Origin of the sequence: Nocardia sp. NBC_01499 (genome assembly GCF_045040275.1) — a bacterium.
Taxonomy (GTDB): domain Bacteria; phylum Actinomycetota; class Actinomycetes; order Mycobacteriales; family Mycobacteriaceae; genus Nocardia.
The window spans coordinates 10,261,618-10,283,473 of sequence record NZ_CP109426.1 but is presented as its reverse complement, the minus strand read 5'-3'; the positions used below and the strand labels follow the sequence as shown (position 1 = coordinate 10,283,473).

General features: G+C 67.4%; 17 protein-coding genes. 11 read left to right on the top strand and 6 right to left on the bottom strand.

What is annotated here, in order from left to right; translation table 11 throughout:
- Positions 1-156: 156 nt before the first annotated feature.
- Positions 157-1,152, bottom strand: a complete 996-nt coding sequence (locus OG203_RS46240) for a TAXI family TRAP transporter solute-binding subunit (protein WP_405163546.1) — start codon at positions 1,150-1,152, stop codon at positions 157-159.
- A gap of 191 nt (positions 1,153-1,343) precedes the next feature.
- Complete coding sequence (locus OG203_RS46235) at positions 1,344-2,342, bottom strand: helix-turn-helix transcriptional regulator (RefSeq protein ID WP_405163545.1); 999 nt, start codon at positions 2,340-2,342, stop codon at positions 1,344-1,346.
- 62 nt (positions 2,343-2,404) lie between these two features.
- Between OG203_RS46235 and OG203_RS46230 the strand changes: the two genes are divergently transcribed.
- Entirely contained in the window at positions 2,405-4,690 is a 2,286-nt protein-coding gene (locus OG203_RS46230; RefSeq protein ID WP_405163544.1) for an ATP-binding cassette domain-containing protein, read from the top strand.
- 73 nt (positions 4,691-4,763) lie between these two features.
- Positions 4,764-5,642, top strand: coding sequence for a family 43 glycosylhydrolase (locus tag OG203_RS46225; protein ID WP_405163543.1), 879 nt, complete (start codon positions 4,764-4,766; stop codon positions 5,640-5,642).
- 5 nt (positions 5,643-5,647) lie between these two features.
- Here the strand turns inward: OG203_RS46225 and OG203_RS46220 are convergent, their stop codons facing one another.
- Both OG203_RS46220 and OG203_RS46215 read right to left on the bottom strand, forming a co-directional pair.
- Positions 5,648-7,813, bottom strand: coding sequence for an HAD-IIB family hydrolase (locus tag OG203_RS46220; protein ID WP_405163542.1), 2,166 nt, complete (start codon positions 7,811-7,813; stop codon positions 5,648-5,650).
- A 44-nt stretch (positions 7,814-7,857) separates the two neighbouring features.
- The gene (locus OG203_RS46215) at positions 7,858-8,832 is read right to left on the bottom strand and encodes a carbohydrate kinase family protein (protein WP_405163541.1); all 975 of its coding nucleotides are present in this window, start codon (positions 8,830-8,832) and stop codon (positions 7,858-7,860) included.
- Between the two features lie 125 nt (positions 8,833-8,957).
- On the opposite strand from OG203_RS46215, the gene OG203_RS46210 reads away from it, so the two are divergent.
- The 4 genes from OG203_RS46210 to OG203_RS46195 are packed head-to-tail and all read left to right on the top strand — an operon-like array spanning position 8,958 to position 13,384.
- On the top strand, positions 8,958-10,370 hold the full coding sequence (locus tag OG203_RS46210) for an L-fucose/L-arabinose isomerase family protein (protein ID WP_405163540.1): 1,413 nt from the start codon (positions 8,958-8,960) through the stop codon (positions 10,368-10,370).
- Positions 10,367-11,854 (top strand): FGGY-family carbohydrate kinase, encoded by a 1,488-nt coding sequence (locus OG203_RS46205; RefSeq protein ID WP_405163539.1) that lies wholly within the window; start codon positions 10,367-10,369, stop codon positions 11,852-11,854. Before OG203_RS46210 ends, OG203_RS46205 begins: the two co-directional genes overlap by 4 nt.
- 58 nt (positions 11,855-11,912) lie before the next feature.
- Positions 11,913-12,374, top strand: coding sequence for a thioredoxin family protein (locus OG203_RS46200; RefSeq protein ID WP_405163538.1), 462 nt, complete (start codon positions 11,913-11,915; stop codon positions 12,372-12,374).
- Positions 12,359-13,384 (top strand): glycoside hydrolase family 172 protein, encoded by a 1,026-nt coding sequence (locus OG203_RS46195; protein WP_405163537.1) that lies wholly within the window; start codon positions 12,359-12,361, stop codon positions 13,382-13,384. The genes OG203_RS46200 and OG203_RS46195 overlap by 16 nt, the downstream gene beginning before the upstream one ends.
- Here OG203_RS46195 and OG203_RS46190 read toward each other — a convergent pair.
- On the bottom strand, positions 13,376-13,897 hold the full coding sequence (locus OG203_RS46190; RefSeq protein WP_405163536.1) for a hypothetical protein: 522 nt from the start codon (positions 13,895-13,897) through the stop codon (positions 13,376-13,378). The two genes, OG203_RS46195 and OG203_RS46190, sit on opposite strands and share 9 nt — an antisense overlap.
- Positions 13,898-13,974: 77 nt before the next feature.
- Between OG203_RS46190 and xylB the strand changes: the two genes are divergently transcribed.
- The 5 genes from xylB (at position 13,975) to OG203_RS46165 (ending at position 19,503) form a co-directional block, all read left to right on the top strand.
- Positions 13,975-15,441, top strand: coding sequence for a xylulokinase (gene xylB, locus OG203_RS46185; RefSeq protein WP_405163535.1), 1,467 nt, complete (start codon positions 13,975-13,977; stop codon positions 15,439-15,441).
- A gap of 117 nt (positions 15,442-15,558) precedes the next feature.
- Positions 15,559-17,280 (top strand): amidohydrolase family protein, encoded by a 1,722-nt coding sequence (locus OG203_RS46180; RefSeq protein ID WP_405163534.1) that lies wholly within the window; start codon positions 15,559-15,561, stop codon positions 17,278-17,280.
- Between the two features lie 188 nt (positions 17,281-17,468).
- Positions 17,469-18,167, top strand: a complete 699-nt coding sequence (locus tag OG203_RS46175) for a maleylpyruvate isomerase family mycothiol-dependent enzyme (protein ID WP_405163533.1) — start codon at positions 17,469-17,471, stop codon at positions 18,165-18,167.
- A gap of 128 nt (positions 18,168-18,295) precedes the next feature.
- Entirely contained in the window at positions 18,296-18,925 is a 630-nt protein-coding gene (locus tag OG203_RS46170) for a maleylpyruvate isomerase family mycothiol-dependent enzyme (RefSeq protein ID WP_405163532.1), read from the top strand.
- Positions 18,926-18,978: 53 nt separating this feature from the next.
- Positions 18,979-19,503: a DinB family protein gene (locus tag OG203_RS46165; protein ID WP_405163531.1), complete on the top strand. Its 525-nt coding sequence runs from the start codon at positions 18,979-18,981 to the stop codon at positions 19,501-19,503.
- Positions 19,504-19,508: 5 nt separating this feature from the next.
- On the opposite strand, the gene OG203_RS46160 is transcribed toward OG203_RS46165, so the two are convergent.
- On the bottom strand, positions 19,509-21,803 hold the full coding sequence (locus OG203_RS46160; RefSeq protein WP_405163530.1) for an ATP-binding protein: 2,295 nt from the start codon (positions 21,801-21,803) through the stop codon (positions 19,509-19,511).
- Positions 21,804-21,856: the final 53 nt, after the last annotated feature.

Sequence of the window (21,856 nt, the reverse complement as noted above, 5' to 3'; positions counted from 1 at the left end):
TGGCGGCGAACGCCGCGTCAAATCGCCTGCGCAGCTCGAGAATTCGCAGGTCAAGGGCCCTGACATGGACCGAGGATCGGCGCGGATCACACGAATGTGACTCAGACCACCGAGACTTCGCTCGAACGCCCCCAGCGGGCCTGCTCGAGCACCCCGTCAGTTGGCCAGCGCGTGCTGTGCCCCGCGATGCAGCGGGACCGGGTTCGTATCGCGCGCGGTGTCGCGCACGATCCCCTTGGCCGCGGCGTTCGCCTGTTCCAGTTGCGGTTTGCGATCGAAGAGCGCCTTGGTGAGGACGCAGGCGACATCGGCGTCCAGGTTGTCGCGAACCAACAGCACGTTGGGCACGACGATGGACGGCACATCTTCAGGCAGTCCATAGGTAGCCGCCGGAATGGCGCCCACCTCGTACACCGGGCTCAGGATGCGCATGCCTGCCAGCACGCCGGAGGTGTCGAGGAGACGGAACTTGTCCTTCCCGCCCGCGAACAACTCGGTGATGCCCGGTGTCGGCAGTCCACCGGAAAAGAACAGTGCGTCGAGCGAGCCGTCCTTCATACCGGCGACCGCCTTGGGGAGATCCAGGTGATTGACCGCGATGTCACTGTCCGGGTTCAGGCCGCCGGCCCGCAGGATGCGGCGGGCGAGCACCTCGGTGCCTGAGGTGGGCGAGCCGGTCGATACCCGCTTGCCGCGCAGGTCGGCGATGGAGGTGATGCCGGAACCGGCACGCACGACCACCTCTGTATAGCTGGGGTAGAGCCGCGACAGCGCCTGGACCGGCTGCTTGTCGCCGTCGAAGGTGCCGATGCCGAGCACCGCGTCGGCGGCGATATCGGCGAGCGAGAACGCCACCTGGTACTTGCCTGCCACCAGCTGCTGGATGTTCTGTACCGATGCGAGGGTTTCGGTGGCCGTCGCCGTGACCTTGCCGTCGGTGGCCAAAGAGATCTGATCGGCGTAGGCATTGCCGAGCGCCGAGTACACACCGGTCGCGTTACCGGTGGCGATATCGACCTTGGTTCCCTGCTTCACCTGGCAGGTAACCGGAGCACCCGAGTCGGTGGGCGGCCCGTCCTGATGCTCGCCGCAGCCCGCGACGAACCCCGCCGACACCGATACCACGGCGAAAACGATCGCCACTCTTCTCATCTCGTCCTCCCTGGAGCGAGCCGAGCGACCGCAACGGCCGCGACCAACCCGCTCGTCCACCTACTCGACGCCCATGCGGGCAGCTCCACGTCATCGACCACCGGCGCCGATCCGCCGCGGTGTTCGACAAGGCGAGACGATATCAACGCACGGCCCCCAGCTAATGAAAAGCGTTGGTATCTGGTCGATTTTCAGCGCCGCAGCAAAGGCGCAGCGGACGCTGCATCCGGTTCGCCTGCCGCGCGAATGAGTTTGGCGCCGACGTCGTGCAGCAGGCGCTTCATCTCCGGTGGTTCCTTGACCTCGAACTCCACGCCGAGGTGGGCGATGCGGAGGGCGATCCATTCCAGGGAGTCGGCGCTGGTCCGGATCAGGCAGCTGCGGTCGTCGATCGGCTCGACCTCGTCGGGGCGTACGCGAAAGATTTCGGCGAGTTGCTCGGCGGAGGTGTGTACGAGGAAGACCACGCTGTGCGTCGGGCGTGAGCGGGCCAGCTGGCTGGTGACGAATGCCGCGGCGTCGGCGGCGGGCAATTCCCTTGGTGCGCAACGTACTCCGGTCGGGAACGGGGTGTCGATCCGGTCGACGCGGAAGGTCCGCCAATCGGCACGGTCCACGTCCCAGGCGACCAGATACCAGCGGCGACCCGCGGAGACGAGGCTGTGCGGCTCGGCGAATCGTTTGCTCTCGGTGTCGTCCTTGGCGTGATAGTGGAAGCGGATGCGCTCGCCGTCGCGGGCCGCGGCGGCCAAGACGACCAGGGTCTCCGGGTCGACGCGCGGTCCGGCGGCCGGGCCGCCCATCGAGACGGTCGCCGAATCGATGGCGTCCACCCGCCCGCGTAGCCGAGACGGCAGCACCTGCTGGAGTTTGACCAGGGCCCGCGCGGCCGACTCTTCGATGCCAGCGACCGAACCCTGTGCGGCGCTGCGCAAGCCGAGGGTGATCGCCACCGCTTCTTCGTCGTCGAGCAGTAGCGGCGGCAGATCGGTGCCAGCTTCCAGGCGATAGCCGCCGACCGAGCCGAGGCTGGCGTGTACGGGGTACTCCAGTTCACGCAGCCGTTCGATATCGCGACGCACGGTGCGCACGGTGACGCCGAGGCGGTCGGCCAGTTCGGGGCCGGTCCATTCGCGGCGGGTCTGCAGGAGCGACAGCAATTGGAGCAGTCGTGCGGCGGTCTCGGTCACCGTTTCAGTATGGCTCGCAATGAGGACTGATCCTGACCTCATTGCCGCATACCGTGGATATCGTGAACGCAGAGCGAGACACCATCCAGATCGTCGGAGCCCGCGAGAACAACCTGCGCAACATCTCGCTGGCGATCCCGAAGGGCAAGATCGTGGTCTTCACCGGGGTGTCCGGGTCAGGCAAGTCATCGATCGTCTTCGGCACGGTCGCGGTCGAGTCGCAGCGTCAGCTCAACGAGACCTACACCTGGTTCATCCGCAACCGGCTACCGAAGTACGAGCGCCCCGAGGCCGACGCGATCGACAATCTGGCCCCCGCCGTGGTGGTCGACCAGCGGCCGATCGGCGGCAACTCCCGTTCCACGGTCGGCACCATGACCGACATCCAGTCGGTCATCCGGGTGCTGTTCTCCCGGCACAGCGAGCCGAGCGCCGGTGAGGCGACGAGCTATTCGTTCAACGACCCGCTCGGCATGTGCCAGGAATGCGGCGGGCTCGGCCACGTGGTGCGGCCGGATATGGACAAGCTGCTCGACACCGACAAGTCGCTCAACGAGGGCGCGATCATCTTCGCGCCGTTCGCCATCGGCACCTTTCAGTGGCAGCTCTACGCGCAGTCGGGGCTTTTCGACCCGGACAAGCCGTTACGCGACTTCAGTCCGGAAGAATGGCAGGTGTTCCTGCGCGGCAACGGCTTTCGGGTGCCTCGGCCGAACAAGACCGGGGGCACCGGCAGCAACGCCTACGAAGGTCTACTCGAACGGCTCGATCGCCTCTACATCAAGCGCGATCTCAGCTCGCTGTCGGACAGGAACCGGGCGGCCGCACGAGAAGTGGTCACCGAGGAGGTGTGCCCGGCCTGCGGCGGGGCGCGGCTGAGCACGGCCGCGCTGGCCAGCCGGATAAACGGGCTCGGCATCGCCGACTACGGCAGGTTCGAGGTGACGGATCTGATCGAGGTGCTCGGGTCGATCGATGATCCGATGGCCGAGGTGATCGCCGGTGCCGCCGTCGCTCGGCTGCGAAGGATCGAGGAGGTCGGTCTCGGCTATCTGTCGCTGGATCGGGAGACGTCGTCGCTGTCCGGTGGCGAGGCGCAGCGGCTCAAAGTCGTTCGGCACCTTGGTTCGAGCCTGACCGGCATGACCTACATCTTCGACGAACCGAGCGTCGGCATGCACCCGCGCGACGTCGGCCGACTCAACAGCCTGCTGATCCAGTTGCGCGACAAGGGAAATACGGTGCTGGTCGTCGAGCACTCCCCCGATGTCATCGCGATCGCCGACCAGGTGGTCGACATGGGCCCCGGCGCGGGCGCGCACGGCGGGCAGATCGAATTCCAGGGCACTGTCGAAAAGCTGCGCGCCTCGGGCACTTTGACCGGTGAGCGGCTGCGCCGGGTGCAGCCGGTCAAGGCGGCGACCCGCACGCCGACCGGCTGGCTGACCGTTACCGACGTCGATCTGCACAACCTGAAGAATGTGACCGCGCGGTTCCCGACCGGTGTGCTCACCGCGATCACCGGTGTTGCTGGTTCGGGCAAGAGCACGCTGGTCTCCGGCGCGTTCCTGGCCGCACATCCGGACGCGATCGCGGTGAGCCAGTCGGCGATTCACGCGTCCCGCCGCTCCAGTCCCGCCACCTATATCGGCATCATGGATCCGCTGCGGCAGTTGTTCGCCAAGGAACACGGCGTGAAGCCCGGCCTGTTCAGCTTCAACTCCGAGGGCGCCTGCCTCGAATGTGGTGGCGCCGGCGTCATCTTCACCGATCTGGCGTATATGGATCCGATCACCACCGTGTGCCAGACCTGCCACGGCAGGCGATTCCGGCCGGAGGTGCTCCCCTATACGGTGCGCGGCGCGTCCATCGCCGACGTGCTGGATATGACCGCCGAGCAGGCCCTCGACTTCTGGGACGGCAACGCCGACAGCAAGATTCGCACGCCATTGCGTTCGCTCAACGAGGTCGGCCTCGGCTACCTCACCCTCGGCCGTTCGCTCAGCTCGCTGTCCGGCGGTGAACGCCAACGCATCAAGCTGGCCGATCACCTGCATCGCAGCGGCCGGGTCTACGTCCTCGACGAACCGACCACCGGCCTGCACATGGCCGACGTCGACACGCTGATGGCGCTGCTCGACCGCCTGGTCGACGCGGGTAACACGGTGATCGTCATCGAGCACGACCTCGATGTGGTCAAACGCGCGGACTGGGTCATCGACCTCGGCCCGGACGGCGGCAAGCACGGCGGCGAGATCGTGTTCACTGGCACGCCCGCCGCGCTGCTGGCGGACGAGAACTCGATCACCGCCGACTACCTGCGGCGCAGCATGGCCGAAGCGGCTTAGGTCGCACACCGGGCGGCCCGGCCGAAATACGCCGCGTTGAAACGCGAACCGTAGCCGCGAGGATGATGAGTGTATGGCTATGTGCGAAGTGGTGAGAGCTGGCGCCTTTGCGCTGATCTACGATCCAGGGGTCGGGGAGCCCGAGGCGTGGTACATCAACGATCACACGATCGTTCAGGACGCCGAGGGGAAGTGGCATCTGTTCGGCATCACGCACCCCGAACCCGCGAATCCGTTCGAGGAGGTCGAGTTCGCGCATGCGACCGCGGACCAACTGCTCGGGCCGTGGACCAAGCAGCCGCCCGCGCTCGAGGTCGACCCTGACTATGGCGAGACCCATCTGTGGGCGCCGCATGTGATCGCGGCCAATGGGCAGTACTACATGTTCTATGCCGGAGGCGGCGACGATCGGACCGCCGTCGAGATCAACCTGGCCACCTCGACCGACCTGTTCACCTGGGAGCGTGCGTCTTCCGGCCCGCTGTTCCGTGACGGCTACGACGCGCGCGACCCGATGGTGACCAGGGTCGGCGACCAGTGGGTGATGTACTACTGCGCGACAAGCGATCCCACGGGCGGCAACCACGTGGTCGCCTATCGCACCAGCACCGATCTGCTGCAGTGGAGCGACCGGAACATCGCCTACACCGACCCGACCACGGGCACCGAGGCGGGAAATACCGAGTCCCCCTTCGTCGTACAACAGGATGGCTGCTGGTACCTGTTCATCGGACCACGCCCGGACTATGTCGGCACCGATGTGTTCTTCAGCGACAACCCCTTTTCCTTCGACATCGGCAACACGGCGGGCCATATCCGATCCCACGCGGCCGAACTGGTGCAGGACGGCACGAGCTGGTGGATCAGCAGCGCGGGTTGGGGCCAGGGCGGTGTGTACCTCGCACCGCTGACCTTCCCATCGCCGTGCGATCCGAAAGCCGTGCCCCAGTAGTCGATTCAGGCGGCCCGGCCCGGCGCCGACAACCGCCTGGCGCGCTGGATGGCGGCGATGATCTCGGCGGCCCATTCGGCCGGATTGTGCTGTCCGAGTGACTCACTCAGGCGGGCCATCCGTTCCCGGCGTTGTGTGGCAGGAAGATTCAATGCTCGGTGCAGCGTGTCAACGAGGTCGCTCGGTGAATTCGGCTCGGTCAGCAAGGCTCCGGTCGCCAACTGTTCGGCGGCGCCGGTATGCCGGGAGAGCACGAGCGCGCCGCTGCGGCCAACGGCCCACTGGGCGGCGATGAATTCCTTCGCGGTCAGGTTCATGCCGTCCTGTAGTGAGGTCACCCAGAACACGTCCGCGGCGAGGTAGTGGTCGATGACCTCGGGGAAGCTCAGGAATGCCGGGAAGTACTCGATGGGTTGCCATTCGCCGAACGCCCAGGCGCGGTTGACCTCGTCGACGCGGCGCTCGAGGGCCTGTCTGGTCGCGTCGTAGGCGGCAATGCCGGGTTCGGGTGGCGGGCAGACGAGCCGGAAGCGCAGCGCGCCACGCAACTCCGGATGGCGGACGAGTAGCTCCGCGATGGCGTCGACCTTCTGCACGGGCGCTTTGATGTAGTCCAGGCGTTCGACCGAAAGCACTACGGGGCCAACGGTTCTCCGCCGGTCGAGCGGGCGGGTGCTGGCAAGCTCTTCGATCGCGGGGCGGTCGATGCCGAGCGGATGAACGCCGACGCGGGGCGGTCGCGCGAGGTCGGAGAGCGAACCGAGGAAGCGTTCGGCGAAGACCCCGGTGTGGAAACCGGCCCAGTCCAGCCCACCGAGCGAGGCGCGGATCTCGGCGGCGGGCGGCAGGGCGGCGAACACGTCCGGCTCGGGAAATGGCGTGTGGTGGAACAGGCCGAGTCGCAGGTCGGGTCGTGTCTCGCGCAGTCGGCCCGGCACGAGCCACAGGTTGTAGTCGTGCAGCCACACCGTCGCGCCGGGCGCGGCCCGGACGCTGATGTGGTCGGCGAAGCGCATGTTCACCGCGCGGTAGGCGGCCCATGCGGCGGGGTCGAAGCGCAGTCGGTGCGGTTGCGACATCAGGACCGGCCAGAGCGCTTCCTTGCAGGCTTTGTGGAAGTATCCGCTCCACTCGGCCGAGGTCAGCGGCAGGAAGGCGAGTGGAAGGCCGGTGTCGTGATCGTCGAGGTGGGCGGCGGATTCGTGGGGTTCGATGACCACACCCGTTGCCCATACCGCGCGCAGGTCTCCGGTGAACACGCTGTTCAGGGTCGGCAGGATGCCGTTGGGGCTCGACGGGGTGCGCCAGCCGTCGGCGGTCCAGGTGATCGGTGCGCGGTGGTATCCGATCACCAGTGGGTAGTCGGGCTCGACCCAGCCGAGTTCCTGTAGCGCGGCGAGGATGCCCGCGGCGCCGGGCCGGTCTGGCCGATGCGCCGCGTCCGCGGTGGGGGTCGCGTCGAGCAGGGCGCGTTCGGCGTTGCCGACGATGACGCCGTGCGCGCCGCGGCCGAACATCGAACGGTCGTTGCCGGAATCGCCAGCGACCAGGACCGTGTCGAGCGCCCAGCCTTGCGATTCGGCGAGCGCGACGAGTGCGTTGCCCTTGTTCGCTCGCGCGGGCAGCACGTCGAAGTAGGTGTTCGCCGAGTACTGCCACGAGCAGCCGAGTGCCAGGACAGTGTCGGTCAGTTCTCGTGTCAGGGCCTGGGGCGGCAGGTGGAACGAGCAGCGGCCGTCCTGGGCGATACCGTCCTGGTAGGTCAGTGCCGGAAAGTGCCGTAATGCGGCGCGGACATGTTCGGCGCCGGGCCAGTCGGCGCGCAAGGCCGTTTCCAACGCCGTCATGGGGGTCAGGTCCGTGCCGTCGATGATGCTCGCACCGACATCGGCGATGATCCACCGTGGCTGCGGCACAAGAGGATCACGCAGCACGTCGCGGATCGACTCGATCCCGCGGCCCGTCGCGAAGACCACCGTCACCTCGGGGTGACGGGTCAATGCGTTCTTCAGCCGCAGCCGATCGGCGTCGGTGCCGCCGAGCAGGGTGCCGTCCAGGTCGGTGACCAGGATGTTGCCGGAGCCGACGGCGCTCGCAGCGACACCGCAACATCGATTGCCGGATGAACTGGCTTCCGGCTCAACAGATTTGGAACCATCGCCGGTTGCCATCCATACAACGATAGCAGGCACGCATCAGGGAATCGGCGCGAACTTCAGATAGTCCGGGCGCCCGGCACCTTCGCGAGCCACCGCGGCAACTCCGTCAAGTCCGGTGCGGCACTGGACCCGAGGGCCGTGGTCGCCGCCGCGCCACAGGCCACCGCGGTCGCGAGGCAATCGGGCAGCGAATGTCCGGTCAGGTGAGCGTGCAGGAAGCCCGCGTCGAAGCAGTCGCCCGCGGCGGTGGTGTCGACGACATCGACAGGGACGGCGTCGATCTCGCACCGCAGACCGTCCCGGACCGCGATGGCTCCGCCGCTGCCCCGCTTGACAACGACCGTATCCACCAGGCCCGCAAGGATATCGACGGCGGCGTCGAGCGTGGCCGCGCCGGTAAGTCGCAGTGCCTCATCGGCGTTGGGCGCGAAAAAGTCCACCTCGGCGAGGATCTCGCGCACCGTCGGCGTATCCAGGGTGCACGGGACGTCCTGGCAGTCCATGAACACCTGGGTGCCGAGCCGATGCGCGACCTGAAGGGCGGCCCGCACGCCCTCGCCGTATTGCAGCTGCGGCAGGATCACTAGTCGTGGCCGGTATTCCCGCAGCAGTACAGCGAGCGGGTAGGGCGTGACCGGGTCCTGATAGCTCACCATCGCCCGGTCCTCGGCCGACGACAAAGCCGCTGTCACGCTGCGTACCGGCACCGTGTGCATGCGAAAGCCGGTGTCGTCGAGACCTTCCGCGCTGGCCGCGGCCAGCACCTGCTCGCTGAACAGATCGGTGCCGAAGTCGGTCGACCACACCACGTCGTGCCCGAGCCTGCGCATCGCCATCGCGGGCGTGAACGCGCCGCCCGGCAGTATCGCGAAGCCGCGAGCAAACACCTCGGTACCGGGTCGAACGGGCCGCGAGAGGCCCTGGAAGACGAGATCGGCGAAGTAGGCGCCGACTACGAGCACCTCGCCGCGGTATCGCCGACTGTTCGATGAGGTCGCGGCATCGACCCGCCCCGCCGGGTCCGTTCCCATCCGGCGAGATTAGCAAACCGCGCGCCATCGACGTGGTGGTCGAACGATTTCGCGAATCCGCCCAAAGGCGCTGTTCTGCCTGGTAATTCTTGAGTCGAACCGGATATTCGCGCGGAGGGACCGGCATGGCCCGTATCGGTGTTATCAGCATGTCCGACGGTCGCGACTATGTGCACGCTGGCATCGCGGACTTCATCAGAACGACCGAGGACCACTTGGTCGCGGCGCTGACGCGGGCCGGGCATGAGGTGGTGCGCGGCACGGAAACGGTCAGTGACAACGCGCTGGCCAGTTCGGTGGCGCGTGGCGTGGCGGCGGCCGAGGTCGATTTGACCGTATTCCATTACGCGGTCTGGGCTTTCCCGCATTTCACGATGCTCGCCGCGGGCGCGACGCCCGGCCCGCTACTGCTGCTGTCGAATATCGACCCGGTGCAGCCGGGCATGGTCGGCATGCTGGCCGCCGGTGGCGCGCTGGATCAGATCGGTCGCACGCATGCCCGATTGTGGGGTGATCCGGACGATTCCGCGCTCATCGACGCGATCGGCGTGCGGGCGAGCGCGGCCGCGGCGGTAGCGAGCTTGCGCGGCAGCACGTTCGGGCGGTTCGGCGGACGACCGATGGGGATGAACACCGCGGTCGCCAATACCGATCAGTGGCAACGGATCTTCGGCATCGACGTCGAGGAGATCGATCAGTGGGAGATCGTGCGGCGGGCCGAGCTGGCCGACGCGAGCGAGGCGAAGGCGGCGCGCGAGTGGCTGGAACAGCATGCCGCCGGCGTGCACTACGACGGCGCGAAGCTGACGCCGGAAATCCTGGAGCGCCAGATCCGTTCGTATCTGGCGGTGCGTGAACTGATCGCCGAATGGCGGCTCGACTTTTCGGGCATCAAGGGTCAGCCCGAACTCACCCAGTACTTCGCGACGATGGATATCACCGAGGCGTTCCTCAACGATCCGTACGACTGGAACGGGCCGAAGGAAACCCACGTGTGCGCCACCGAGGCGGACATGGACGGCGCGCTCACCATGCAGCTGCTCAAGCAGATCGCCGGTACCCCGGTGCTTTTCGCGGATGTCCGGCACTATCACGCCGACCGCGACATCTGGGATCTGTGCAACTCCGGCCAGCACGCGACGTGGTTCGCCGCCCGCAGCGCGGACCCGGCCGAGAACCTCGCCAAGGTGCACCTGTACCCGGAGGTGTTCTTCTTCCCCGCCGGTGGCGCCTCGGTCCATCACCTCGCCGCACCGGGCGGCATGACGCTGGCCCGCCTCACCCGCAAGGACGGCGAGTATCGAATGCAGTTGATGCTCGGCGAGTTCGAGACCTACGACGACCAGACCAACGAAGCGCTGATGAAGCAGTCCACCTGGGAATGGCCGCACGCGTTCGCCCGGCTCGATGCCCGCGCCGAGGATTTCCTGTCGCGCTTCGGCGCCAACCACATTCACGCGGTACCCGGCGACCATCGGGCGGCACTGCGGGCGGCCTGTGATCTGCTCGGGGTCACCCTCGACGAGTTCGTCCGGTGACGAGGTTCCTCGGCGTCGACATCGGTACCTCGAGCTCGAAGGGCGTGCTGACCGACGAGCACGGCACCGTTCTCGCTAGATCCGAACGGGCGCATGGTGTTTCGACGCCGCAGCCGGGCTGGGTCGAGCACGATGCGGAACTGGTGTGGTGGGCGGACTTCGTCGCGATCATCGGCGACCTCGTTGCCGCGGCGGACGGCGCGACTCTGGACGGACTAGCCGTCTCTGGCATCGGCCCGTGCCTGCTCCCGGCCGACGCGAACGGCCACCCGCTGCGTCCCGCCATCCTCTACGGCGTAGATACCAGGGCGACCGCCGAAATCGCCGAACTCAACGCCGAATTCGGCGCACCGGCGGTGCTGGAACGCGCCGGTTCGCCGCTCACCAGTCAAGCCGTCGGCCCGAAGCTGCGCTGGCTGGCCCGGCACGAGCCGCAGGTCGCCGCGGCCACCAGTATGCTGCTGATGGCGAGTTCCTTTCTGGTACACCGGCTTACCGGCCGCTACGTGCTCGACCATCAATCGGCCAGCCAGTGCGTCCCCATGTACGACCTGCGGCGCCGCGAATGGGCCACCGACTGGGCCGAACAGGTGGCGCCCGGCTTACGACTGCCCGAACTCGCCTGGCCGACCGAGGTGATCGGACACGTCTCCGCCGACGCGGCGGCGAGTACCGGTCTCCCCGTTGGCCTTCCGGTCACCACCGGCACCATCGACGCCTGGTCCGAGGCCGCCAGCGTCGGCGTTCGCGCGCCGGGCGACGCGATGATCATGTACGGCACCACCATGTTCCTTGTGCAGGTGCTGACCGACCCGCGCCCGCACCCCGGTCTGTGGGGCACCTGCGGAACATGGCCTGGCACATACACTCTCGCCGCTGGCATGGCCACCTCCGGCGCGGTGACCGACTGGCTGCGCAACCTGGTCGGCGGCGAGTTCGCCGACCTCGTCACGGAGGCCGCGCATGCGCCGGCGGGCAGCCGGGGACTGCTGGTGCTGCCCTATTTCGCCGGAGAACGCACTCCCCTGTTCGACCCGGACGCCAGGGGCATCATCGCGGGCCTGACCCTCGGACACGGCCGCGCCGAGCTGTATCGGGCGGTGTTGGAGGGCATCGCGTACGGGGTGCGGCACAATCTCGCGGCGATGACCGAGGCCGGTGGGCAGGCCGCGCGGCTGGTCGCGGTCGGTGGCGGCACCAAGGGCGGGCTGTGGACGCAGATCGTCTCCGATGTGACCGGGCTGCCGCAACAACTGCCCGCCGATACGATCGGCGCGTGCCTCGGCGATGCCTTACTCGCGGCCGAGGCGGCGGGTGTCGACACCGTCGGCTGGAATCCGGTTGTCGCCACCGTCGAGCCCTATCCTGAACGCACCGAAGAATACGACTCGTACTATCAGCGGTACCGCGAACTGTACGAATGCAGTACCGCTATCACGCATTTCCTCGCGAGCGAGCAAAAACGCAAGGGGGTGCTGTCCTGATCCTCGCCGATCATGCGAGGATGCAGGGTTGCTCCGTCGATATCAATACGAGGATCTCATGCCCACTGTCGCCCTGAACCCGCACAACTTCGAAGCCATCATCACCCGCAACCCCATCGTGCTCGTCGATTACTGGGCGGACTGGTGCGGATGGTGTACACGTTTCGCGCCGGTCTACGAATTCTCGGCCGAGCGGCACCCCGACGTCGTGCACGGCACCGTCGACGCCGTGGCGGAGGAGGCGCTGAAGGAGGCGGCGGAGGTCAGCGCGTACCCGACGCTGATGGCGTATCGCGAAGGCCTGCTGGTTTATAACGAGGCGGGATACCTCGAGCCGGAAGCACTCGAAGAGCTGGTCCAGAACATAAAATGGATGGATATGGAAAAGATCCGTCGCGAAGTGGCCGAGCAGATGCCGTTCGATCCGAACGGCGCGATCGTCACGGCGACTCCAGGGGCGAGTACCCGGATGGCGGGACTCGCGCCAACTCCTAGTCGATATGGATGGCCAGGCTTGTGACTCCGGACCTATGGCAGCTGGACAACACGCGCACTCGGTCGATCAGCGCCGAGAATCCGACGGGCGCGCCGGGCGCGGGTGGTCGCGCGACCACCGGCACCGGCGCGAACGCGGCGCGATTCCTCGGTGTCGGGTGGAAGATATCGCCCTCGATCTTGGTGGCGGACGGCGAAACCGCTACCCTCGCAGACATTTCCGGCCCCGGCGTGCTACGGCACTTTTGGCTGACGACCGACCGCACCACGCTGCGGGCGCAGACGCTGCGGGTGTACTGGGACGACGCTGCCGAGCCCGCGATCGAGATGCCGCTGGGCGACTTCTTCTGTAACGGTTGGGACCAACTGGCCCTGGTCGACTCGGAGATGGTCGTCGTCAATCCGGCGGGCGGCTTGAACAGCTACTGGCCCATGCCTTTTCGCGGGCACGCCAGGATCACGCTGGAAAACAACTCCGGTCATACGGTTCCGGTGTACTACCAGGTCACCTACACCGAGGAGGACGTGCCGGACGCCGCCGGATACCTGCACACCCGGTGGTCGCGCAACAACCCACTGGGTAGCCCGGCCATCCACACGATCGTCGACGCCGTGCCGGGCCCGGGGCGTTATGTCGGTACCTACCTCGCGATGCAGCCCAATGCCTCCGGCTGGTGGGGCGAGGGCGAATTCAAGTTCTATCTCGACGGCGACACCGACTTCCCCACCATCTGCGGCACGGGCACCGAGGACTACTTCGGCGGCGCGTGGAATTTCGATATCGACGGGACGTTTCGCCAGTATTCCACGCCGTATCTTGGACTGGTCCAGGTGATACCGCCCGATCAGGCCTACCAGCCGCAGCAGCAATTCGGCATGTATCGGTGGCATGTGCGCGACCCCATCTGCTTCGACAGCGCGCTGCGCGTCACCGTGCAGGCGCTCGGCTGGCAGGACCCGCAAACCTATCTGCCACTGGAGAACGCGGACATCGCCACCACCGCGTGGTGGTATCAGGCCGTAGCGTCAGGGTAATTCGTCGGGCTCGGCCGCCAACTCGGGCGCTGCCGTCAACTCGTCGATATCCAGCGCGAGCAGCGCGTCGGCGCGGGCCATCGCGTCGTCCATGGTTGCCTCGATGCCGTCCAACACCGACATGCCGCCGAGCAGACTCTCGAAATCGCGGAGCACGGACTGCACCTCGGCGACGGCCGGGTCGACCCGGTACCAGGCGACGGCGTCGCACCACCAGGGGTTTTCGTCGACCCACGCGAACATGACGTCACGGACCAGGCGGGCGTCGGGGGTGTACACCTGGAAATGCTCGTCGGACCCGGCCGCGCGATGCTCGATCTCGTAGACGCCGTCGGGCAGCAGACGGGTCTGGATGTACGCGTCATCGCCGCGGTTGATCACGATGAACGGGCATTCCGGATCGGGTGGCTCATCGAACAGCTCGGTGAGCACATCGTCGGTCAGCTCCGGCACCGGTGTTCCGTCACCGGTCCGGACGTGCACGTCGGCAGGTCGGTCCGGATCGTCAGTCACCGGGCCAGTGTGCCCGATCCGGCGGTCGAAAACCCGAAATGCGCCGTGCGGAGGCGTTTCGGGTGCAAGGTGGAGCTATGTGCGCGGCGACGGTGGCCGGGGTGGACAGCTCCACCCAGTCCTGCAAAGTGGTGATCTGCGATGCGGCGACCGGCGAGATATTGCACCAGGCGCACGCACCGCATCCGGACGGCACCGAGGTCGCGCCGCAGGCCTGGTGGGACGCGTTGTGCACGGCGGGCGCTGGTTTGCTCGAGCATGTGGACGCCATAGCGGTGGCGGGTCAGCAGCACGGCTTGGTCGCGCTCGACGCCGAGGGGCGGCCGGTGCGCGACGCGCTGCTGTGGAACGACGTCCGCTCCGCCGCTGCGGCCGACGAACTGATCGCCGAACTCGGTGGCCCGCAGGCTTGGGCCGATGCCGTCGGCAGTGTCCCGCTCGCGGCGTTCACCGTGACCAAGCTGCGCTGGCTGGCCGATCACGAGCCGGACCTCGCCGACCGCACCGCGCGGATCATGCTGCCGCACGACTACCTGACCTGGCGGCTGCGCGGCGGCCCCTCGGTCGAACCGACCACCGATCGCGGCGACGCCTCGGGTACCGGCTACTGGTCACCGGCCGACTGTGACTATCGCAAAGATCTACTCGCCCTTGGCTTTCGCGGCCGGACGCCCGAGTTGCCCCGGGTGCTCGCGCCGTCCGAGGCCGCGGGGCGCACCCCGTCCGGGGTGCTCGTCGCGGCGGGGACCGGTGACAATGCCGGTGCCGCACTGGGTCTCGGCATCGGCGATGGCGATGTGGTGGTTTCGCTCGGCACCAGCGGCACCGTCTTCGCCCGCGCCGCCGCGCCGAGCGCCGATGCGACCGGCGCGGTGGCCGGATTCGCCGACGCGACAGGGGCATTCCTTCCGCTGGTGTGCACCCTCAATGCCGCACGCGTCCTCGGATACGCCGCCGATTTGCTCGGTGTCGAGCTCGCCGCGCTCGAATCGCTTGCCGCGCAGGCACCGCCGGGCGCCGAAGGACTCGTCCTGCTCCCCTATCTGTCCGGCGAGCGCACCCCGAACCTGCCGCACGCCACCGGGAGCCTGCACGGTCTGCGTCCAGAGACCATGCGCCCCAGCCACTTTGCCCGCGCTGCCTTCGAGGGCATGCTCTGCAACATGGCCGAGGCGCTCGACCATCTCCGCGCGCGAGGTACGGGGGTGCGTCGCGTGTTGTTGATCGGAGGGGCCGCGCGTTCGCCGCTGGTCGCCGAGATCGCCGCGCAGATCTTCGGCGTCCCGGTCACCGTTCCCCAGCCGATCGAGTACGTCGCGCTCGGCGCGGCCCGTCAGGCTGCCTGGGCGCTGAGCGGCGCGGCGCAACCACCGACCTGGCCCGCCCGCACCGCCGCCGAGGTCCCCGTCCCGAGCGAACCCGCGATCGGTCGCCGCATCCGTGCGGAATATCAACGGGCGCAAGGAGATCTCTACGGCCGATCCGGTGCGGGGATAGCTACTCCGGCACCACGGCGTCGACGGCGGCGGCGAGGTCACGAGTGAACCGGGTGGCAAGCAGGTAGCGACCGGCGTCGGCGGGGATGGCCTCGGGTGGCTGTCCGTGCGACGATGTACGCAATACCGGTAGTACCAGATACCGTCAGACATGGAGTGGCGCAGATGACGCAGTACGACGTGGTGATTCGCGGCGGGTCGGCCTTCGACGGCGCGGGATCGCCACCGCGTATCGCGGATGTCGGCGTCAAAGACGGCAAAGTGGTCACGATCAGCGAGTCACTGCCCGATGGCGTGCGGAACGTCGACGCGACCGGCAAATGGGTCATTCCGGGCATGCTCGACGTGCACACCCATTACGACGCGGAAGTGCTCGGCAATCCCGGGCTCGGCGAGTCGGTGCGGCACGGGGTCACGTCGGTGGTGATCGGGAATTGCTCGCTGTCCACGGTGTATTCCGGCGCCGACGATTGCGCGGATATGTTCGCCAGGGTGGAGGCGCTGCCCTGGGATGCGGTGCATTCGGCGGTCAAGGAGCACAAGACCTGGGACGGCCCGCGCGCCTATGTCGAGTCGCTCGCGTCGCGTCCGCTCGGCGCGAATGTCGCCGCGCTACTTGGTCATTCGGATATTCGCGTCGCCGTCATGGGGCTCGGTCGCGCGGTGGACCCGCAGGCGACACCGACCGGCGATGAGCTGAATCGCATGCGGCAGATGCTCACCGACGCGCTCGATGCCGGATTCCTCGGCCTGTCCACCATCCGCAGCTCGTTCTCGAAGCTGGAGGGTGTGCGCTTTCCGACCAGGCGGCTGCCGTCGACCTACGCCAGCTGGCACGAATACGCGGCGCTGAACAAGATTCTGCGGCACCGCGATCGGATCCATCAGAGCACACCGAACCTCACCTCCCGGCTGGAGATCGCGCGCTACTTCGCGCAGAGCGCTGGCCGATTCCGCAAGCCGCTCAAGACAACCCTGATCGCGGGCATGGACGTGAAGGCCGATCGCACGACGGCGCGCGCCGCGACCGCGGCGGCGTGGATCGCGAACACCGTTGGCGGGGCCGAGTTTCGGTGGCAGCACCTGCCGGTGCCGTTCGAGGTCTATGCCGACGGCGTCGATCTGGTCGTCTTCGAGGAGTTCGGCTCCGGTGTCGCGGCGCTGAACATCCGCGACGTGATGAAGCGCGGCGAGTTGCTCGCCGACGAGTCCTATCGCAGGCAGTTCCGCAAGGATCTCGCCAAGAAGTACGGTCCTCGGGTGTGGCATCGGGATCTGTACGACGCGCAGATCGTGTCCTGCCCGGAGGCCGAGGTGGTCGGCAAGTCGTTCGGCGAGGTGGCCGACGAGCGCGGCATCCACCCGGCCGACGCGCTGCTCGACCTCGCCGTCGCACACGGCGCGAAACTGCGCTGGCGCACCGTGATCGCCAACGATCGCGACGACGTGCTCGACCGGCTGCAACGCTCGCCCAATGTCCAGGTCGGATTCGCCGATTCCGGTGCGCACCTGCGCAATATGGCCTTCTACAACTTCGGTATTCGCATGCTGGAGCGGGCGCATCAGCGCAAGTTCATGCCGATCGAGGCGGCGGTGCACCGGCTCACCGGCGAGCTGGCCGATTGGTACGGCCTTGACGACGGCCGCCTGTGCGAGGGCGCCCGCGCCGATATCGCCGTCATCGACCCGGCGGGCTTCGACGGTTCCAGCGCCGAGTACGCCGAAACGCCGTTCCCCGGCATCGCGGGGCTCGACCGGATGGTCAACCGCAATGACCAGGCCGTCGCCGCCACCCTGGTGGGCGGCCATCTCGTCTACGAGTACGGCACCTTCGCCCCCGGTTTCGGCACCACCCTGCACGCGGGCACCTTCCTCACCCCTGCCTAGCCAGCGCGACACGCCGTTGTGAAACGGCGAGAACCCACTCTGCGCCATACCGTCCAGTTTTAGGCATAGCATCGCCGGACGGGACTTTCCCGACAAAATCCGAAGTAAGTCCGCGGCAGCGGCCCGTTCCGGGCACCTCCCGGGCGTGTGGCATCTCAGAACGTGGGGGATCACGGCGAGGAGCGACGATGACGGATAGCGCGGTGCATGCGGCGATCACGGCGGAGCGGACCGATCTCGCCGAAATACTGACGGGCCTCGATGCCAAAAGCTGGGACGCGCCGACGCTGTGCCGCGGCTGGCGGGTGCGCGAGGTCGTCGCGCACATCACCCTGCCCTTCCGCCTCTCCGAAGCCCGCTTCGCACTCGAAGTGCTGCGGGCGGCAGGGGATTTCAACCGAATGGCCGATCATGCCGCCCGGCAGGACGCGGCCAGGTTCACCCCCGAGGATCTGCTGAAGTCACTGTGGGACAACGTCGCTCACCCCTGGACACCGCCGGGTGGCGGCTTCGAGCACGCGTTGAGCCATGACGTCATCCACGGCCTTGACATCACCGTCGCCCTCGGGCTCGACCGAAACGTCCCCGAGGACCGACTGCGCCGCGTGCTGGACGCCGTAAAACCCCAGTGCGTCAAGTTCTTCGGGGTCGACCTCGACGGAATCCAGTTGTGCGCAGAGGATCTCGACTGGACCTACGGTTCCGGCGAGATCCTCTCCGGCGCCGCCCAAGACCTACTGCTGGTCCTGTGCGGACGCATCCTGCCCGACGGGAAGCTGCACGGGATGAAGGCCGATCGGTTCTCCCGCGCCGGGCAGCGGGGCCGTCACCGCAGGCACCGTTCACAGCCCCGGCTACGCACCGAGAGTCACTGGCAGAAAGTGTAACCACGGCGCGTTCGTAGCCGTGCCGATGTCGAGCCCATCATGCAGATTGCGGCCGGTCTCCACCAAATGGCCCGATTGGGTGGCGCCCCGGCGCGGGGAGCGGGATGATCGCGGGCGGAGGCGACACTATGACCGATACCGAGGTGCGTAGAGCGATTACGGGTGAGCGGACCGATCTTGCTGAGCTATTGGCTGGGTTGGACGCCGAGAGTTGGGATGCGGCGACGCTGTGTCGGGGGTGGCGGGTGCGTGAGGTGGTCGCGCATATGACGATGCCGTTTCGGTTGTCGGGGGCGCGGTTCGCGCTGGAGATGGTGCGGGCGGTGGGGAGTTTCAATCGGATGGCCGATCGGACGGCGCGCAACGATGCTGCCGAGCTGACGGCGGAGGATCTGTTGAAGTCGCTGTGGGACAACGTCGCTCATCCGTGGAAGCCGCCGGGTGGTGGGTTCGAGGGGGCGTTGAGTCACGATGTCATCCACGGTTTGGATATCACGGTCGGCCTGGGGCTTGACCGAAAGGTGCCGGAAGATCGGCTGCGCCTGGTGCTCGACGCCATCAACCCGAAGAGCGTCAAGTTCTTCGGGGTCGATCTCGAGGGAGTCGAGCTACGCGCCGACGATCTGGACTGGAGTTACGGGTCAGGCGAGGTCGTGTCCGGCGCCGCGCAGGACCTATTGCTGGTGTTGTGCGGGCGCACGCTGCCCGCTGGAAAGCTGAACGGCGACAAGGCGCGGCGGTTCACCCGCACCGCCTAGTCGGGACAATAATCGCGCGCTCCGAATGACCTGGTCGCGTTACAGTCAACCGGGTGAACTGGAGCGCGCCCGACCGCACCCGAACCAGACCGCCGCAGATCAGCGACGAACGGCCGATGCGGCAGAGCTGGCTCGACTATCACCGTGACACGCTGCTGGTGAAATGCGCGGGGCTCGATGCGAAGCAGCTCAAGCAGCGTTCGGTCGAACCGTCGACGATGTCGCTGCACGGCATGGTCCGGCACATGACCGAGGTGGAGCGCGGCTGGTTCCGCCTCGCCGCCGCGGCCGAAGACATCGAGTACATCTACTGCAGTGAAGACAACCTGGACGGCGACTTCGACGACACCGAACAGGCCGACGCCGCAACCGATTTCGCGACATTCCGGCGCGAGATCGAACTGGCCGACGCGGCGGTGGCCGACCTGCCGCTCGACCACATCTTCCGGCATCCGCGGCGACCCGAACTGGAGTACAACCTCCGGTGGGTCTACATGCACATGATCGAGGAGTATGCCAGGCACAACGGCCACGCCGACCTGCTCCGCGAACGCATCGATGGCGCTACCGGCGACTGACCCGATCAGAGGCCGTGTTCACTGACCCATGCCGCGACCTGCGCTCGTGATTCGAAGCCGAGCTTGGTGAGAATGTGGTCGACGTGGCTTTCCGCGGTGCGAATCGAGATGACCAGTTCGGCGGCGACGCGTTTGTTGCTGTAGCCGGCGGCGACCAGTCGCGCCACGTCCTTCTCGCGGCGCGTGAGCTGTTCGTCGGCAACGGTTTTCGGCGGCGGCGCGGCAGGCTGTTCGACGCCGAGGGCGTAGTGCACCGCCTCATCCAGTGTGAGCGCGACGCCGCTGCCGTACGCGGAACTAAAGTCCTTGTCCCCCATTGCATTAAGCACTTGCAGCCGGACCTTCTCGCCGACCGCGTCGGTCATGGCGTGCGCGAGACGCTGCGTGCTGCCGCGCCGCACCGTCGTCGCGGCCCCCATCAACCGTGCGGCTCGACGCTGATCACCGCCGGCGGCCGCCGCCCAGGCGAGCCCGTCGAACGCGGACGCCGTCCACACGCACCGATCGAACAACCGCAATAGCTCGACCGCGCGGCGCAGATCCTCGATCGCCTTGTCCTCGTTGCCGTTTCGCCAATGGTTCGTCCCGACCGCCCACGACGCCAGGCCACCGAGCAGATGCGAACCGTGTTCCACCGACTTGGCCATGAACTGCTCCGCCAGCGTGCCCGCACGCTCATCCTCCAGCACCATCGCGCACACATACCCGAACGCGAGACATTCCATCTCGGTGCCGTGGTGCCCACACGCACGAGCCCGCACGGCGGCGCTCTCGGCGATCTCGAGTGCGCGCATCGGGTCCGCCTCGGCGAACGCAAGCACAGACGACAGCAGCAGCGCCTCGACCAACACCTCCTCGGCGGCCAATTCCGTTGCTATCGCCACACATTCGCGCAAGAACTCGTGCGCCGACACGGTGTCCGAGAGCATGGCGGCGATAACCGACGCGGCGGCCAGCGCCCGCGCCCGGTCGGTGGTGTGCGCGAGATCCTTGCCGAGCGCGTCCATCAGCCAGCGGTAGCCCTCGAGGAAGAACCGGTAGTGCTCCCAGAACGGCCGCAGCTCGCTGGCGATCTGGAGCCCTCGGTGCGCACCGGCCGGGTCGGCGAGCGCGAACTGCAGTGCCGCACGCATATTCGCGTGTTCGCGGGTGACGTCGCGGAACCAGATGACGTCCGCGTCACCCCAGTATTCGACACGTCCCCGCTGCGCGACCCGATAGTAGTGGTCGCGGTGCCGAATTCGGACCGCGTACTCGTCGCCGTGTGCCGTGAGCCGCGCCAGCGCGAACTGCCGCAGCGGCTCGAGCATGGTGTAGCGGCCGGTGCCGTCGCTGTCGTTGCGATGGCTCAGCACGGACTTGTCGACCAGGCCGGTGAGCGCGTCGAGCAGCGCGCCGGGCGGGTCGAGCACGCACACCGCCTCGGCGGCCGTCAGGTCGAAGCCGCCCGCGAACACCGCCAGCTGCTCCCACAGGAGTTGTTCGTTCGAGGTACACAGGTCGTAACTCCAGCGAATGGCCGCCTCGAGTGTCTGCTGTCGTTGTGGTGCGGTGCGCAGGCCGGTGGTGAGCAGGCGCATGGTGTCGTCGAGGCGTTCGAGCACCTGGGCGGGGGTGAACGCCCGCAGCCGCAACGCCGCGAGCTCCAGTGCCAGCGGAATGCCTTCCAGTCGAAGGCAAATCGCCGCGAGCGTGCCGAGATTGGCTGCGGTGACCTGGAATTCGGGATTGGCCGCGGTGGCGCGGTCGATCAGCAGCCGCAGGGCCGGGTTGTCGGCCGCGTCGACTTCGCCGGAGTCCTCGGCTATTTGGGGCACCGGCAGCGGCGCGACGGGTAGCACCTGCTCCCCCACCACGCCGAGCGGCTCTCGGCTGGTCGCCAGCACGCGCATGTCGGGCGTGCTGGCGATCAGCCGATCGACGAGTTCGGCGCAAGCGTCGATGAGGTGTTCGCAGTTGTCGAGGACCAGGAGCAGGTTTTTGCCGCCGAGGTACTCGGTGAGGCTGTCCAGCGGGGCGCTGGTGTCGTCGCGCAGGCCGAGCGCTTGCGCGACGCTCAGCGCCACCAGTTCGCCGTCGTTGACGTGGGCTACCTCGACCAGCCACACACCGTCGGGAAAGGCCCGCCGCACCGTGTCGGCCACCCGCCGGGCCAGCCGGGTCTTGCCGACCCCGCCCGGCCCGGTCAGGGTGAGTAATCGGGTGCTCGACAGCAGTTTCCTGGCGGCGGCGACTTCGCTGCCTCGCCCGACGAAGCTGGTCACTTCGGCGGGGAGGTTTCCTGTCACGTACCGCGCCACGCCGATTACCTTCGCACGGACGCCCCGCATAACCCGGCGTTTTGCCCGAACAT

What these genes read in the sequence shown, in the direction of transcription:
- OG203_RS46240 (WP_405163546.1), bottom strand. Translation starts at nt 1,152, where the DNA reads ATGAGAAGAGTGGCGATCGTTTTCGCCGTGGTATCGGTGTCGGCGGGG.
- OG203_RS46225 (WP_405163543.1), top strand. Translation starts at nt 4,764, where the DNA reads ATGGCTATGTGCGAAGTGGTGAGAGCTGGCGCCTTTGCGCTGATCTAC.
- OG203_RS46220 (WP_405163542.1), bottom strand. Translation starts at nt 7,813, where the DNA reads ATGGCAACCGGCGATGGTTCCAAATCTGTTGAGCCGGAAGCCAGTTCA.
- OG203_RS46215 (WP_405163541.1), bottom strand. Translation starts at nt 8,832, where the DNA reads ATGGGAACGGACCCGGCGGGGCGGGTCGATGCCGCGACCTCATCGAAC.
- OG203_RS46210 (WP_405163540.1), top strand. Translation starts at nt 8,958, where the DNA reads ATGGCCCGTATCGGTGTTATCAGCATGTCCGACGGTCGCGACTATGTG.
- OG203_RS46200 (WP_405163538.1), top strand. Translation starts at nt 11,913, where the DNA reads ATGCCCACTGTCGCCCTGAACCCGCACAACTTCGAAGCCATCATCACC.
- OG203_RS46195 (WP_405163537.1), top strand. Translation starts at nt 12,359, where the DNA reads ATGGCCAGGCTTGTGACTCCGGACCTATGGCAGCTGGACAACACGCGC.
- xylB (WP_405163535.1), top strand. Translation starts at nt 13,975, where the DNA reads ATGTGCGCGGCGACGGTGGCCGGGGTGGACAGCTCCACCCAGTCCTGC.
- OG203_RS46180 (WP_405163534.1), top strand. Translation starts at nt 15,559, where the DNA reads ATGACGCAGTACGACGTGGTGATTCGCGGCGGGTCGGCCTTCGACGGC.
- OG203_RS46175 (WP_405163533.1), top strand. Translation starts at nt 17,469, where the DNA reads ATGACGGATAGCGCGGTGCATGCGGCGATCACGGCGGAGCGGACCGAT.
- OG203_RS46170 (WP_405163532.1), top strand. Translation starts at nt 18,296, where the DNA reads ATGACCGATACCGAGGTGCGTAGAGCGATTACGGGTGAGCGGACCGAT.